Below are 14,482 nucleotides of genomic sequence, written 5' to 3'. Positions count from 1 at the left end.
TTACTCCCTCACATCCATTCTGATCTGCCGACACCCCAGAAAATCTGCTTCCATCTTACTGTGTGTTACATACAATATCGTTTTCCTGTCCTTATAGTTTTGGACCAGATACTCCAGATTTTTCAGTTTTGTCTTTTCATCGATATTGGACAAGGGCTCGTCTAATAGCAAGATTCCCTTATCTGCTGCTAATGCTCTGGCCAGGGCAACTCTTTTGGCCTGTCCACCGGAGATTTCTTCCGGAAATCTCTTTTCCAATCCACCGATTTCCAAAGCATCCATCAGTTCATATATAACTTTTTTATCTTTTTTTGCCATTCCATACGCAATATTTTTCCACACCGGCATATGATTCCACAATACCGGCTCCTGATATACCAATGCTATATTTCTTTTATTGGGAGGAATCCGTTCATCCATGGAAATACCGTTGAGGCAGACACTTCCGCTATCCGCATTCTCCAGTCCTGCCAGAATTCTGATAAAGGTACTTTTCCCGCATCCGCTTTCTCCCAATAGCACCACCATTTCTCCTTCGTTTACAGAAAGAGAAAAATTCTTAAGCACTTCCTGTGAATACCGCTTACATAAATTCGTCACTTCAATCGCTTTTTGCATGGTGTCCCCCATATCTTTTTCTTATAAAACATACCGGAATCACTTCCAGCAAAAACAGAAACAGCGTTACCCACAGGCAAAATCCCGACACATATTCCGATGCGCCATAATGCAGATAATTATATATCTTTACCGAAACAGTCTCTGCTCCGGGCGGCATCAACACAAGCATGATTCCCTCTTCACCAAAGGACAAAAAGAAAACTAATAGGAATGAGCTCAATATTCCCGGCAAAAGCATCCCCAGTTCCAAAAGCGTTTTTTCATACCGGTTTTGTTCATATAAAACCGCTAATTCAATACTTTTTCTATCTATGCGCTTCATCGTACTCACTAAAATGATAAGAGCAATCGGCATATAATGTATTGCACACCCCAGTGCCGGCATAAGTAATGATGTGCTCAGCCAATGAGTCCAGGAACCGTTGACAACATTTAATAGTCCCATCGCCTGCAGCGATCCCGGTATCGCCATACTTCCCAACATGATCATCCAGATCAGTCCATTTTCGCAGTTTGCCAGAAAAACGGCTGCAGGTATCACACAAACGACTGCTATAAGAGCTGCCAGAGAAGCTATGATCAATGTCACACCTGCCTGCTCATAAATCATATCAAATGATTTCCAAATATTCTGCATTCCTTCGGATGTAATTGTAAAAGTTATTACCGGAAGCAGTACCTGACAGACCAGAAGTCCAAACGAAACATTCATAATTCCTTGTAACCACACAGGATATTTACATTTCACAAAGCTTTCACTTCTCTGCGGTTTATTCAATTTTCTGATTGCCTGTTGCACAAATGCTAATGGCAAAAGTAGCAGGATCAACAGGGGAAATGACATTGCATACGCATTTGCACTGCTGCCTGTCCTTCCATATGTAGAATATAAATCCAGTACATAGGTATTATATTGAAACATGGACGGCACGGAGAAATCTGTTACCGATAGTATAAATACTGCTGCAAATGCCGCTACAATATATGGCAGAATTTCAGGGAGTATATTTTTCCACAATACCTTAGAAGACTTCTGATATACCATTGCCATTTCTTCAGACTGCCTGTTGCACATCTCAAGAGCAGAAAGAATCAATAATGTGGTAATAGGAAGGTATGTCATGGTTTCCACGAAAAGGCAGGCTCCAAAGCCTTGTGCTGAATATTTTAAAATGCCGGGACGGATGAAAGATAACACTCTGATCAGATACATCCACGATAATGCATAGATATAATATGGCACAGGCATCAGCAAAACGAAAAAATATCTGTACCATCTGTCTGACAACCATCCCTTATGAATGTAATTGGCAGCCAGACCTCCTAATACACAGGTCAGGAGTGCAGCAAGTCCTCCGAGTTTTACGCTGTTTAGCAAAAGACCTATCTGTCTGGCATCCGGCAGCCTGATCTGTTCAACAGTCTCCCTCCATGAAAAAAAGAGAGGGAGCCATACCATGATGATGTATGGAAGTATACTCATTCCCTTAAAAAAACTTTTACAATCTCTCATGCGTTGCTCCCTCGTGAAGCTCTTATTTATTGCGCTCTGCTAAAAATAGTCTCCATATCTTTGCTTGCGATATCCAGATACTCGTAAATATCTTCGAGATTAAGATTCATTCCTTTAATGCCACTATCTGACACAGCATCTCTGCAGCTTACATCAAAGAATCCCATGTCTACCAGCTTTCTCTCTACTTTCTCAGATAGAACAAAGTCCATAAATGCTTCTGCGTTTTTTTGATCCGGTGCTCCCTTAATAATAGCGGCAGTGCTGGGTGTCATCAATGTGCCCATTCCTTCTTCATCCTGATCCGGGAATACCATTACCACCGGTGCTCCGTCTTCTATTGCTTCTTTGGCATCATCCGTATCTGTGAACCCGATTGCCACCTGTCCTGTGGCTGCCATATCTTTGGTCACAGAGTTTCCATCCACTACCTGTACCCCTTTGTCAGCAATACTTTGAAAATATTCTCTCGCCTGTGCTTCTCCTAATTGTGCATAGATTGCCGCCGCCATAGTTCTGGTCGTTCCAAACATAGGGTATGCTATTGCTAATTGGCTTCCTTCATATTTATCATTCGCAAAATCATAAATACTATCGGGATATTCCTGTTCTGTCAATAAGTCAGTATTGACCAGAAATACTCTTGCCCGTCCTCCCATAGCCGTCCAGGTTCCGTCTGCAGCTTTATAATATTCCGGAATCGTATCTGCCTCTGCCGGAACATAGGCTTGCAGCATTCCTTTTTTCTCCAGATCAATCGTTTGAATAAACTCATTATTCCAGAATACGTCACACACCGGTTTCTCCGCTTCTGCAATGATCCGGTTGGTCAATCCTGTGGTTTTATTGGATTCCGTATCATAAACCGCCTTTACTGTAATACCGGTCTCTTCTTCAAACATTTCGAATATCTCATCTGCATATACCTGGTCAACTGCTGTATACACTACTACTTCATCCTGTTTTTTACCGCAGCCGGCCATACTTAACATAAGTATCATACCTATATTAAGTAAGAGCCATTTTTTCATTTGTTTCATTTTCAATTTTCACTCTCCCGGATATACATATAGACCAGCCAGAGGCCGGTCTATATCCATTTTGACTGTATCTTAAATGTACTTATCTATTAACTTATCAATTACAGGCAGCTTTACAGTTCCCTGGTTTAACGCTTTATAGATAAGTGCAGCAAATACTAAATCTTTCAGAAAGCTGATTATCTGAGAAATCACACTAAAAATGGTATTAATTACTGAAGGATAAATACTTTTGCCAAAGAAATTAAAGAATACATTGAAAACGCCGGTAACCACCTCCACAGCATCCGGAATCAGACCAATTAAAAGAGACAGGAAGCTGAAACATGCCAGTGTTGCAACTGCTTTCACTGCGGTCTTCTTAAGCCATTCATTGGATTCCATGAGAAGCACATATCCTGCCAACAGGGTAATTGCTATATATCCTCCGAATAATGCTGCCACATATAAAAATGCACCAAAAATCCCAACGGAAACTCCTAATTTTGTCTTCTCCATTTTACTTTTCCCCCTCTATTTTGGTACCGCACTTTGCACAGAAAGCTGCGCCGTCGTTGATTACTTCTCCACAATTGGGGCATTTCTTCTCCACCACATTCTGTTCCGTGACTTCCACAGGCTCCGCCACAGGTACCGGCATCGCAGTGCCACAGGTGGCACAGAAAGCAGCAGTCTTGGAATTCTCTGCGCCACAGTTAGGGCACTTAACTATACCCTTAATTTCAACGATCTGCTGTTCATAAGCCTTGATCTTCTCCATTGCCTCTTTAATAACTGCAATCTGCGCTTCGTAATCTTCTTCCGAATCTTCAGAATGATTCTCGAAATACTTTTTTCCAATTTCAGAATAAGCTGTTTTTATCTTATTTTCCTCATCTGAAATATTGGAATTGATTTTAGCCACATCCGCCAGTTCCTTTGTCTTGGCAATAGCCTCCTGCCCTGCTGAAGAAATCTTTTTTCCAAAATCATCAAAAAAACCCATTTTGTACCTCCTCATATTTTGTTAATAACTGAAACTATATTAACTCTTTTGTATAAAAAAAGCAATGGAATAAGATTTTAACCTCTTTCGTATTCTTCGCCCCCTCCCCGGTCCACTTCGGTATTGGCATCTCTCATGTACCCAGTGTAGCGTATTGGAGGTTCTCCTGTTTCAGTCAAACTTTACATAACCGTATTGGTACCCATCTCATCTTATACGCAAAATGCCACAGATCTTGATCCATGGCATTTTGTGTGTTTCCTATTCTGTTTTATCATCCGTATCGAGACCTTCCATCAGAATACGATTCCACTCTGCATTATTACTTTCCAGTTCTTTCTTCTGCATAATACGATTGCGGTCACTTAGGATCGCCAGCATTTCGTCCGCGATCTCCTCCGGCGGCAGATCAGAATAATGACACAGATAACCGATCATACGGCTCGCCGTAAAATCCGTATTCAGATTCTTCGTCACCAGATCACAGAAAGATTCCGGATAACCGCGGAATATGAGCATTTTATATAATTGCATACTTTGGGGAGATCTTGGTTTCATTCTGCCTTTACCCTTTCCATCCTATACTTAATATCAATTTCATAACAATTCATTAATCATTTTTTCAACTGCTTCGATATAATCGTCCATTTGTTTTCTCTTATAGACACATATATATGATGGATGATGAATTGGAACATAATAGGTTCCATTACATTCTGTATAATGATATTCGAAATCATTCCACTTTTCAAAATCTAAATGTAAATGCCTTGCGACAGAAGAATAAACTTTTTCTCCCAACAAAAATACAATTTTAGGTGACATCGCATTAATTTCACTTACTAAATTGTCAAAACATTTATCCATTTCTTTTTTGCTGGGATAACGCAATTTCTGTTGTTCCGTAAGCGGAAGACACTTTACCAGATTGGTTTTATAAGTACTCACTTCATTACACATCTCTTCTATCTTTTGTATCAGTTTTCCAGTATTTGTCTGCTCTGATAAAGGTGTTTCCTCTTCAGATGTAATTTTTTTAGCAGACAGTCCAACCCAAAAAACCTGACACGTTCTTTCCGAATCCAACAATGGTCTTTGATTATTGCATAATCCGCATTTACTACACATCCGTATATCTTCAAGCATTTCCTTCCCCTATCTCTTGTGTTTTGATAATATATTGGTTCAAAATTTCATCTGAAACTTCGCTATAGTTACCAAAATCAAAGTTAAATTGGTTTCTTCCCTTGAATTTACTTATTATGTCATTAAATTCACATTCATGGACAATTCCCTTCTCAGACACAATGTCATTATACAACTTTGTTCCATGATATGGTCTGAATTGAAAAACACTCGTCCTAAAATTGCCCTCTGTTGTCTGTGAAATATTGCTAATTTTTCTTGCCAGTTCGTATGTTTGTTGGAAATCATATTCTGTCTCTTGTGGAAAACCATAAATGAAATATCCTTTTAAGTCAATACCCTCCTGCAAAATTTTTTGAGCCACTTCTATAACATCTCCTGTACTTCCTACTTTATTGATCTTTTTTCTCATAGATTCTGATCCGGATTCTATGCCCATAAATAGTTCTCTGCAATTAGCCCCTTTCAATTTATCTATATCATCTAAATTTGGCTTTAAAGAAAGCACATGCGCCATTCCTCTCCAACTCAATTGCGGATATTCTGAAAATACATGTATTGCCTGTTTTATACGCTGTTTATTGCTCAGAAATAAATCATCCAAAACCCTGATACTTTTCACCTCCGGATACATCTTTAATATATCGTTGATTTCATTGACAATGCTTTGTTCTGATCTAATTCTGACAGGAATCCCTCCGTTCACACTTCTTGCCCCTCCGCAAAAAGCACAGTTGTAAATGCATCCTCTCGATGTTACCATTGCTATTTCTCTTTCGCCATAATGATTTTTTATTATTTCATCGTGGAAAAATTTTCTATTCAATACAATATCTGAAATATCTCTTGGAAAAAATTCTGATTCTGCATTTACTCTAAAAACTTTTATATTTTCAATTTTTTTAATTGGTTCTACCTTTTTGTTATCTAAAATAATTGTTGGAATAATATATTCGCCATCACCTATAATAATATTCATTCTGTTCTTAAGATTCCATTTTACAATTTCCTCATAAATGCTGCCCACTACCAGTCCACCAATAAACCACTCACATTTCACCTTGGTCTGCTCGCAAATAGCCTTTACCAATTTATAGTTTTGGGTAAAAATATTTATTCCGACATAATCCGGCTGTTTCTCCTCTATATATTTAACAATATCTTCTACCGACTTTCTTTGTTTCACAGCATCCAGTATTTCAACCTGAATCCCGGCCTTCTCTACATATGTAGCTATATATCCAAGTCCAAGCGGTGAAAGATAGTTTTCTCCTTCTGCGGCAGCATCCCAAAATATAGGAGAATTAATAAGAATACATTTTTTCATTTCCTTTTCACCTCTTTTACAATATATTCAACGATAGTATCTACATTTTTATCCAATTCGGTACAGTTATTTATTTCCAAAACCGATATTCCATTTTTCTTCAATATTTCTATTCCTTTTTCCATATAATACAATTCTTCATCCGATCGATTATTCTTTTCAAACCTTGTTAGTTCAGCACGATCAGATAATCTTTTCTGAAGAGTCCCCACATCAGCCATAATCGTAACTTGAAGATCCGGACGTATTATCAGTGCGTTTAAATCCATTATATAATCAGCATTCACTCCATCCATTCTTTGCAATATCAATGATGATAAAATATAACGGTCTGTAATGACAATGTTGCCATCATAAAGCATAGGTTCAATTTCATTTTTAATATGTTCATATCGATCTGCCGTTATCATACATGCAATGCTTAGTCCCTTGTGTCCTTCTGCATATTTTCGCACAAATTCTCCCAATATAGAATTTGTCGGCTCCCTGGTCACTTTCACTTTATAGCCCATCAAACCCAGTTTTTCTGCTATTGCATTAATGACTGTAGTCTTTCCACTGCCATTAGGTCCATCTACCGCCACAAAATAACCAGTATTGTTCGTTCTGCTTTGCATTCAATTTTCCTCCTTCGTTAATGTACTTATATAATATTTATGGCTGAATATCTGTAATTCTTACAAATATTGCTTCCGGTCAAATAAAGTCATTTTTTAATAAAAGTTGGGATTAAAAACTCGAATCATACATATATAAGAATTAATTAGATGCATAAAAAAACTTCTATGCTTTATATCCACAATAGCATAGAAGTTCTTTGATTGCAATTACATTTATTGGAAAATTACGCCTTCTTAATATGGAAGATCACGCCGCTCTTGGGGTAGATCCACTCGTCCTTGATCGCAATGTCATAGAGTCCGGCTCTCTGGATGCAGGCTCCGACATTGGCAGTGCTTTCCTTATTGAGATAGGAATACATAGTGACATCCATTCCGTTCTTGTATTTCAGCTTGATATGGGGCTCCTTGGTCGGATCCACCAGAGTCACCTCGAAAATAGAGTTCCATACCCGGGGCATCTTGAAATAGATGCTGACCAGATGCTCCCCGCTTGCCTCGTTCCGGTCAAAATCCAGCTTGAATTTCAGGATAAATCCGTTGCTCTTTCGCTCTACTTCGAACTGCGCTTCGTCGTCATTATCTCCGCTGTTGTCAATTCGCAAGATCGGCATGAACAGGTCATTGATCACATCCCGTATCTTATCCGCGGGAATACTGTTGATGAAGTCCACGGCTTCCGGTTCCACCACCAGATCCTCATTGAAAATGCTCTTGGTGAAATCCGCATCCTGCCCGGTCTCCAACAATCCACCGTCCAGACTCTTTTTATCATAGGCGAAACCGAGTCTGATCACATCGCCCGCGTAGTTCTCGTCTGTTCCTCCCAGACACTTTACGCTGAACTTCAATTCCTCATCGATCAGGTAATACTTTCCGTCTGTGGCTCCGGGGAAACCGGCTTTTACATATTCCTCAGTCAGATTCGGCTCCAGATTGATCGTGTAATCGAACATTTTCCGGATCCTGGCGCCTCTTGCCCTGTCAAAATATTTCTCCATATTGGTAGAAAGCATATCCACCGCATCTTCATCCTTTATCATGGAGGTAATGGTGGATTTCAGGAAAGTCTTTTTATCTTCATCGCTGAAAGAATCCAGGATCTCCGGCTCTCCCATCAGCGTCTTGGTGATCTGCTGGGAGGTCTCTCTGGCGTAGGCATCCTGGGTCAGCTTGTTGTTCAGTATATCGAATAACAGAAATGCTGCCAGCACACCGATGAGATTCCCCACGATATTGTCGATCAAGTCATCCAAGGTGTAACCGTTCTTCAGTGCCAGATACGTATATCCCACAAATACCAGCAATAGTGCGATTAGCACCAGTACCATAGTAGCGGACAAGGTGTCCATCACACTTTTTTTCTTCTTTTGTTTCTGATTATCCATGAATTTCCTCCCTCGTAAATACGCCCTCATAGATTGCGGGCTTCCGCATGTAATAGGCCCAGAATCGGTCACCGTAGTCATAATGCCACCACTCCGATGGCAGATTGGTAAATCCCGCATCGATCATAGCATAATAAAGCAAACGGCGGTTTTCACGGACCTGTTCGTCCTCTGCCCCCTGTACATGCTCCGCGGTCTCATAATACGCTGCGTAGGTCTTATCCGTAAAGGCATCAAAACCGCACCCCATCGGGAGTTCTCTGCCCTCCGGATCCAGAAGCGTCAGATCAATGGCTCCTCCGGTGGTATGGGCGGGAGGCACCTTTGTATCCGGTACCGGATCCGAGACAAATTTGCAGATCGCAGCCCTCCTTTTTGCCTCCGGCAGCTCTTCTAAATGAAAATCCCGGATGATGTCCACAGAATACTTTTCAAACAATTCATGCTGCAGTGCAAAGGGGCGCCAGGCATCCCAGATGCGGAACCGGTAACCGTCCGGCAGATTCCCCGCCGCCTTCACCAGCCTCTCATACATCTCCTTACGGACAAAGCAGTTCTCTTCCGCATGGTCCATATGTAGGATCGGATACAGCATTTTTACATCCCACAGATCACAGCTTTTCAATTCTATAAACGCAGAATCCACAAACGCACTGTCTATATAGCGCTCCGGATCTTCAATCGTCGGTATCGGCCTCATAGGATCAGCCTCCTTATTATTTATATTTATCATGCATTATTTTTAATTCAATTCTAACTCGTATTTAACTCATTTCCTTTTGAGTTAAAATGAATTAAGAATTAACAACTTTATACTTAGAGTATTTTCCCCCACATAGCAATTCCAACCGACCCTCTGCTTGAAGTTTTTTTATAACTGTATATGCCTGTGAAGGAGTTACTTTCAACAATTCAATCACATCATGCTTTGTGATAATTCCATTCTGAGTATTTGCCAGCTTCATTACTAATTCAGGATACCTAATACTGTCTATGTCTGTCTGTCGAACATACTGTATTGCTTTTTTATTCTCACGATAAATCCTTTTTCCAAGCATGCAAGTGCGATTTTTTCCTTTTCCGGATGCTTCAACCAGTCCTGACTCAATCATAAACTCAATTGCCGATCTGATCTTATTTTCTCCAAGATTTGTCAACTCAACAATCCGTTCAACAGTACATCTTCTTTCATTATTAAGAACCGACAAAATCATTAACACATATATTGATAACGGTTTTCCCTGTCGATTTTGTTCATCTGCAACAAATTTTGCAAATGGTAAATCTGCTTTTGCTCTTTGAATAAATAATTTAACAGATCTGCTTGTAGATTCTGAATAGTCTGGCCAAGGTCTTCCAAAGAGGATAGATCCTTCATAAATTCTATCAATTCCTCTTCCCGTTTTCTCAGCTAAACCAATTCGCTTCATTACATCTGCAAGTGCTGGATTACGTCCATGTGGTTCTACTGTAAGAAGATTTTTTAAATTAACTCCATCTATAAATCCACCAGGATTACTAATAGTCATTCCTTCATCATCTATCAAAACCCTTACCGCACCAAGCATAGTATAATCCCTATGACAAAATGCATTTACCAAACCTTCTCGAAAAGCAGACCAGTCAAACTCTGGAATTGGAATTCTGAACAAACCATACTCTGTCTCTCTTTCCGGGTTCCATGCTTTGACATATGTCTCATAGCTTTCGAACAATTCCAGAAGTGGTTTATTACTATCCTCATTTACGCGGACAGCTGTCCCCTCTAAAACCTGAAATGCAGCTTTCGCTGTTGGTATCAACTCTGCAATGCGTTCTTCTTTACCAATTAACAGCATACCTGTAACTGTTGGAACATATTTACCAGCAACATTTGTGATAAGACGCAATGCAATATCCAATTCTTCATCCGGTAAAGAAAGTAAAGATTTTTCTCCTCCAGATCTATTCTGGATTATTCGCCGAAGTCTTACCCTCTGATTGGGATCCAGATCATCTAAAGTAGATCCTGCCAAAGGCTGAGCTGAATAATCAAGCATTCCAAGTTCTGCAAGTCGAGATGGTATCTCATATGAATACATCGGTATTACTTCCGGACTTCCATCCAGCTTATTACGCCTTCTTAATATTTTCCCCGATGCAGTAGATACAACCCCTCGACTTCTAGGTACTTCAATTTTCAAAACATCCTTATCCTCTTCCGTAATTATCTCTGCCCTGACAGCTATAGGCGGAACAGTACTATTAGCGATCAGAGCGGTTACCCCTATAGGATCATTATGCTTTTTATGAACACCAGTAATTGTTCCATCATCTTCAACGCCAAGGAATAGACATCCACCAGACGTATTTGTCATTCCAACAATTTCTTCAATAAGATCATGATCCGGGTAACACTTTAAGTCACTCTTGAACTCGACATCTAAACTTTCCTCTTTAGGGATTGTGCGCATTGCAATCACTCCTATCATTTAATTCAACTATAGTCTAACTCGTTTTAACTCGTTTGTCGAGTTAATTTTTCTATTTAACTCATTTTTACGAATTAATATACTATGTGCAATCCTGATATTTATATGTTTACTGTCTTCTCATGAAAATAGCGAAGCCCCCGCAGGTTCTCCTCCCGATCGTAGGTCTCACAGATTGCTGCAAATTCCTGTTTGCCATTTCCCGCAAGGCTTGTTAAAATAAGGATATGAAAAAGAAAAATTTATGTAAAACGTTATTAAAAACCATGTGTATCGTGCTGGGGATCCTCATCCTCGCACTGTTGGCTTACATTGTCTACCTCTATGCCAGTTATTACAGGATTGAGGACAATCAGGAACTGGTGGTGGAGGCACCGGTCGACGATACTACCACGGGTGCAGCTGCGGTGCTGGCTACGGATACGGAATATTCTGCAGTAACCTACAACATCGGCTTTGGTGCTTATCTGCCGGATTACAGCTTCTTCATGGATGGTGGTACCTCCTCCTGGGCGGAGAGCCCGGAGACCGTACAGTATGCCATAAACGGTGCGGGAGAGCTGGTGAAGTCATTAGACCCGGATTTTGCGCTGATCCAGGAGATCGATCTGGATGCCACCAGAAGCTATCATACGGATGAGTACGAGATGCTGCGCAACCTTCTGCCGGAATATACTACCGTATTTGCGCAGAATTATGATTCTGCCTTCCTGTTCTATCCGTTTACACAGCCCCACGGCAGCAGCAGAGCAGGACTCGGACTGTTCTCGAAATATCCGGTGTCTTCCGCCCTGCGCAGAAGCTTCCCCATCTCCACTTCCTTCAGCAAGTTCTTCGATCTGGACCGCTGCTACAGCGTCTCCCGGATCCCGGTGGACAACGCAAAAGAGCTGGTGATCTTCAATCTGCATATGTCTGCCTACGGCAACAGCGACGCCATCCGCAAGGGACAGATTGAGATGCTGTGCAATGATATGGCAAAAGAATACGAAGCCGGCAATTACGTGCTCTGCGGCGGCGACTTTAACCACGACCTGAAGGCTTCCGAAGAGGATGCGGAGAATTGTGAGTCCTGGGCATTTCCTTTTCCGAGAACGGAGTTGCCGGAGCATTTTGCCTTCTGTCTGGATCTGTTGAGTTCTGAGGAGAAGGAAGCTCTTTGGAACAGCGCCAGAAATGCGGATATGGAATATGTCCCCGGTGTAACTTATACCGTAACCTTGGACGGATTCATTATCTCCGACAATATCGAGTGCCTGTCCTATGAGAATGTAAACACCGGCTATTCCTACTCCGACCATGATCCCGTGAAGATGGACTTCGTGTTAAAATAGTGTCAAGATTTACAAAGTCTGTTGACAGTGTTTGTCCTTTTTTTGTAGAATGAGAGCACAGTTAAGAGGGAGTAGTTCCCGGATGGTTTCTGATAGAATGGTAACCCGGAATGGTAACCGAAGGATACACGAAGCTGTCCGGAATGATAATCGTCATCACGTCCGTCGGACCGGTTATTATTGTAAGCAACGAGACTTTTATCGATCATTTTTGATGCGGTAAGAGTCTCTATTTTTATACTTTTTTATAAGGATATGTGAGTCACCGCAGGAAAGGACAGCTTATGGAATACATATTGTTACTCGTAGGATTTATACTTCTGATCAAAGGTGCGGACTTTTTCGTGGAGGGAAGTTCCTCCCTGGCGGGGATCCTGAAGGTCCCCAGCGTCATCATCGGTCTGACCATCGTCGCCATGGGCACCAGTGCTCCGGAGGCCTCCGTCAGCATCAATGCCGCACTGGCTGGCAGTAATGATATCGCCATCAGTAACGTCGTCGGCTCGAATATCTTCAATGGTCTGGTGGTCGTGGGTATCTGTGCATTTCTGCACAGCTTTATGCCCCACGGAGAGATCCTGAAGCGGGATATGCCGTTAAATATCCTGGTGACCTTCGTATTATGTCTGATGTTTTTAGATGGCAGCTTAAGCCGCATGGAAGGCGCTGTCCTGTTGTTGGGCATGATCGTATATCTGGGATTTATGATCTATTCTGCCCGGAAAAACAGAGAAGAGGGAGAACCCGGCAAGATCCTCTCCCTGCCCCGCAGCCTTCTGTATATTGCCGGAGGTCTGGCTGCCGTTATCTTCGGTGGTGATCTCGTCGTGGATAAAGCGTGCATCATCGCTACGAATTTTGGTGTCAGCCAGAATTTCATCGGACTGACTATTATCGCCATCGGCACCTCCCTGCCGGAGCTGGTGACCTCCATCGTCGCCACGAAAAAGGGAGACAGCGGACTGGCGCTGGGCAATGCCATCGGCTCCAACCTGTTCAACATCCTGTTTATCCTCGGAATGTCCGCGGTGATCAGCCCTCTGCATGTCCTCGGAGAGTCCGTCATCGACACTGTACTGCTCCTTGGCAGTGCCATTCTGCTCTTCGTATTCGCCCGTACCGGCAGACGCATGACCCGCAGTGAGGGGGCTGCGTGCGTGCTTCTGTATGTTGCATATACGGCTTACCTCTTCGTGAGGTAACAGTGCGGCTATAGCCGCACAAAAAAGCGCACCTAAGGGGAGGTGCGCTTTTTTGTGCTAATATCCTCTTCCGCCTTGGGAAGAATTTGCACTTTATACATTATTTTCCGTTATACCTGCTTTCCAACTCTGCGAAAAAAACTTTGTAATCTCTACCTTTTCCGCTCAACATATCTTGATAGCTATCCATTACTTTCTGGCGAACTACATTATTATCTACTTTGCTATCCGAATCGACAATATGTCTGTTCCCTTGAGCCATTACTTCCATAGCCTACATCCTCCTTACCTTAAAGTCAAATCCGGTCTAATATGTTCAACGGTATTCTCACGCATTCCGATTTTATTATATCCGACTCTTCACGTTTAATCAACATATAATCACTGAATTCAGATCTCATGTAATACAAAAGAGCACTCCCACATAGGAATGCTCTTCATTATTTGTGGCAGATATCTCTCCACTGGCAATCGCCGCAGATGACCTTGCCATATCCCGGCTGCAGAATTTTCTCTTCCACGATCCGTTCAAATTCCGCAAAGGTCATTTCCTGCCCTAGCTTTAATCCGGTGTATTTCAATACACCCGCATCATACCGGTCTACCTTCTCCGCAGACTCGCAACTGCCACCCTTATTATGCGGGCAGGCGCTGCAGATCTCATCCGTCGCTCCGACCAGCTGCAGGAATGACGGTCCATTTTTTCCCAGAAGCCATTCCTTCACCTCCGCCATATGCTCAGTGAACCCTTCACTGTATCCCTTCCCTTCGAAAAAATACAGGCACATGCCGTGGTGCGGACGGATCCGGTAAGTTGTTGTCACTTCCATATCCG

At 41.9% G+C, this 14,482-nt stretch carries 16 protein-coding genes; 2 read left to right on the top strand and 14 right to left on the bottom strand.

The features are described 5' to 3' along the window. The 12 genes from H9Q77_RS03210 to H9Q77_RS03155 form a co-directional block, all read right to left on the bottom strand. A complete protein-coding gene (locus H9Q77_RS03210; protein WP_249326521.1) occupies positions 1-618 on the bottom strand; it encodes an ABC transporter ATP-binding protein in 618 nt (205 codons plus the stop codon). Beyond that, on the bottom strand, positions 602-2,134 hold the full coding sequence (locus H9Q77_RS03205) for an ABC transporter permease (protein ID WP_249326520.1): 1,533 nt from the start codon (positions 2,132-2,134) through the stop codon (positions 602-604). Before H9Q77_RS03205 ends, H9Q77_RS03210 begins: the two co-directional genes overlap by 17 nt. Positions 2,135-2,160: 26 nt before the next feature. Then, the gene (locus H9Q77_RS03200; protein WP_249326519.1) at positions 2,161-3,174 is read right to left on the bottom strand and encodes an extracellular solute-binding protein; all 1,014 of its coding nucleotides are present in this window, start codon (positions 3,172-3,174) and stop codon (positions 2,161-2,163) included. 72 nt (positions 3,175-3,246) lie between these two features. Then, complete coding sequence (locus H9Q77_RS03195; RefSeq protein ID WP_249326518.1) at positions 3,247-3,672, bottom strand: hypothetical protein; 426 nt, start codon at positions 3,670-3,672, stop codon at positions 3,247-3,249. 1 nt (position 3,673) lies between these two features. After that, positions 3,674-4,159, bottom strand: a complete 486-nt coding sequence (locus tag H9Q77_RS03190; RefSeq protein ID WP_249326517.1) for a zinc ribbon domain-containing protein — start codon at positions 4,157-4,159, stop codon at positions 3,674-3,676. 261 nt (positions 4,160-4,420) lie between these two features. Then, positions 4,421-4,717, bottom strand: a complete 297-nt coding sequence (locus H9Q77_RS03185; RefSeq protein ID WP_249326516.1) for a hypothetical protein — start codon at positions 4,715-4,717, stop codon at positions 4,421-4,423. A gap of 39 nt (positions 4,718-4,756) precedes the next feature. Continuing rightward, positions 4,757-5,305 carry a uracil-DNA glycosylase family protein gene (locus H9Q77_RS03180; protein ID WP_249326515.1) on the bottom strand — a complete coding sequence of 183 codons (549 nt, stop codon included), beginning with the start codon at positions 5,303-5,305 and terminating at the stop codon, positions 4,757-4,759. Then, positions 5,298-6,632, bottom strand: a complete 1,335-nt coding sequence (locus H9Q77_RS03175) for a B12-binding domain-containing radical SAM protein (protein WP_118547489.1) — start codon at positions 6,630-6,632, stop codon at positions 5,298-5,300. Before H9Q77_RS03175 ends, H9Q77_RS03180 begins: the two co-directional genes overlap by 8 nt. After that, positions 6,629-7,249: a dTMP kinase gene (tmk, locus tag H9Q77_RS03170; RefSeq protein WP_249326514.1), complete on the bottom strand. Its 621-nt coding sequence runs from the start codon at positions 7,247-7,249 to the stop codon at positions 6,629-6,631. Before tmk ends, H9Q77_RS03175 begins: the two co-directional genes overlap by 4 nt. 227 nt (positions 7,250-7,476) lie before the next feature. Further along, positions 7,477-8,640 (bottom strand): hypothetical protein, encoded by a 1,164-nt coding sequence (locus H9Q77_RS03165; RefSeq protein WP_249326513.1) that lies wholly within the window; start codon positions 8,638-8,640, stop codon positions 7,477-7,479. After that, positions 8,633-9,340: a M15 family metallopeptidase gene (locus H9Q77_RS03160; protein WP_249326512.1), complete on the bottom strand. Its 708-nt coding sequence runs from the start codon at positions 9,338-9,340 to the stop codon at positions 8,633-8,635. Before H9Q77_RS03160 ends, H9Q77_RS03165 begins: the two co-directional genes overlap by 8 nt. A 94-nt stretch (positions 9,341-9,434) precedes the next feature. Next, positions 9,435-11,111: an RNA-binding domain-containing protein gene (locus tag H9Q77_RS03155; protein ID WP_249326511.1), complete on the bottom strand. Its 1,677-nt coding sequence runs from the start codon at positions 11,109-11,111 to the stop codon at positions 9,435-9,437. Between the two features lie 227 nt (positions 11,112-11,338). On the opposite strand from H9Q77_RS03155, the gene H9Q77_RS03150 reads away from it, so the two are divergent. Together H9Q77_RS03150 and H9Q77_RS03145 are read left to right on the top strand one after the other, a co-directional pair. Then, the gene (locus tag H9Q77_RS03150) at positions 11,339-12,445 is read left to right on the top strand and encodes an endonuclease/exonuclease/phosphatase family protein (RefSeq protein ID WP_249326510.1); all 1,107 of its coding nucleotides are present in this window, start codon (positions 11,339-11,341) and stop codon (positions 12,443-12,445) included. Between the two features lie 284 nt (positions 12,446-12,729). Continuing rightward, entirely contained in the window at positions 12,730-13,647 is a 918-nt protein-coding gene (locus tag H9Q77_RS03145; RefSeq protein ID WP_249326509.1) for a calcium/sodium antiporter, read from the top strand. Between the two features lie 100 nt (positions 13,648-13,747). Here H9Q77_RS03145 and H9Q77_RS03140 read toward each other — a convergent pair whose 3' ends face one another. Both H9Q77_RS03140 and H9Q77_RS03135 read right to left on the bottom strand, forming a co-directional pair. After that, on the bottom strand, positions 13,748-13,918 hold the full coding sequence (locus H9Q77_RS03140; protein ID WP_178773571.1) for a hypothetical protein: 171 nt from the start codon (positions 13,916-13,918) through the stop codon (positions 13,748-13,750). 169 nt (positions 13,919-14,087) lie between these two features. After that, positions 14,088-14,477 (bottom strand): DUF1284 domain-containing protein, encoded by a 390-nt coding sequence (locus tag H9Q77_RS03135; protein WP_118693402.1) that lies wholly within the window; start codon positions 14,475-14,477, stop codon positions 14,088-14,090. Positions 14,478-14,482 lie beyond the last annotated feature (5 nt).

Source organism: Simiaoa sunii (assembly GCF_014337175.1).
Lineage (GTDB): Bacteria > Bacillota > Clostridia > Lachnospirales > Lachnospiraceae > Acetatifactor > Acetatifactor intestinalis.
This window is presented reverse-complemented; position numbering and strand designations above follow the sequence as displayed.

Excerpts from the sequence above, each read along its gene's own strand:
- H9Q77_RS03210 (WP_249326521.1), bottom strand. The coding sequence starts at position 618 with ATGCAAAAAGCGATTGAAGTGACGAATTTATGTAAGCGGTATTCACAG.
- H9Q77_RS03185 (WP_249326516.1), bottom strand. The coding sequence starts at position 4,717 with ATGAAACCAAGATCTCCCCAAAGTATGCAATTATATAAAATGCTCATA.
- H9Q77_RS03165 (WP_249326513.1), bottom strand. The coding sequence starts at position 8,640 with ATGGATAATCAGAAACAAAAGAAGAAAAAAAGTGTGATGGACACCTTG.
- H9Q77_RS03140 (WP_178773571.1), bottom strand. The coding sequence starts at position 13,918 with ATGGAAGTAATGGCTCAAGGGAACAGACATATTGTCGATTCGGATAGC.
- H9Q77_RS03190 (WP_249326517.1), bottom strand. The coding sequence starts at position 4,159 with ATGGGTTTTTTTGATGATTTTGGAAAAAAGATTTCTTCAGCAGGGCAG.
- H9Q77_RS03160 (WP_249326512.1), bottom strand. The coding sequence starts at position 9,340 with ATGAGGCCGATACCGACGATTGAAGATCCGGAGCGCTATATAGACAGT.
- H9Q77_RS03175 (WP_118547489.1), bottom strand. The coding sequence starts at position 6,632 with ATGAAAAAATGTATTCTTATTAATTCTCCTATATTTTGGGATGCTGCC.
- H9Q77_RS03155 (WP_249326511.1), bottom strand. The coding sequence starts at position 11,111 with ATGATAGGAGTGATTGCAATGCGCACAATCCCTAAAGAGGAAAGTTTA.
- H9Q77_RS03205 (WP_249326520.1), bottom strand. The coding sequence starts at position 2,134 with ATGAGAGATTGTAAAAGTTTTTTTAAGGGAATGAGTATACTTCCATAC.
- H9Q77_RS03180 (WP_249326515.1), bottom strand. The coding sequence starts at position 5,305 with ATGCTTGAAGATATACGGATGTGTAGTAAATGCGGATTATGCAATAAT.
- H9Q77_RS03200 (WP_249326519.1), bottom strand. The coding sequence starts at position 3,174 with ATGAAACAAATGAAAAAATGGCTCTTACTTAATATAGGTATGATACTT.
- tmk (WP_249326514.1), bottom strand. The coding sequence starts at position 7,249 with ATGCAAAGCAGAACGAACAATACTGGTTATTTTGTGGCGGTAGATGGA.
- H9Q77_RS03135 (WP_118693402.1), bottom strand. The coding sequence starts at position 14,477 with ATGGAAGTGACAACAACTTACCGGATCCGTCCGCACCACGGCATGTGC.
- H9Q77_RS03195 (WP_249326518.1), bottom strand. The coding sequence starts at position 3,672 with ATGGAGAAGACAAAATTAGGAGTTTCCGTTGGGATTTTTGGTGCATTT.
- H9Q77_RS03150 (WP_249326510.1), top strand. The coding sequence starts at position 11,339 with ATGAAAAAGAAAAATTTATGTAAAACGTTATTAAAAACCATGTGTATC.
- H9Q77_RS03145 (WP_249326509.1), top strand. The coding sequence starts at position 12,730 with ATGGAATACATATTGTTACTCGTAGGATTTATACTTCTGATCAAAGGT.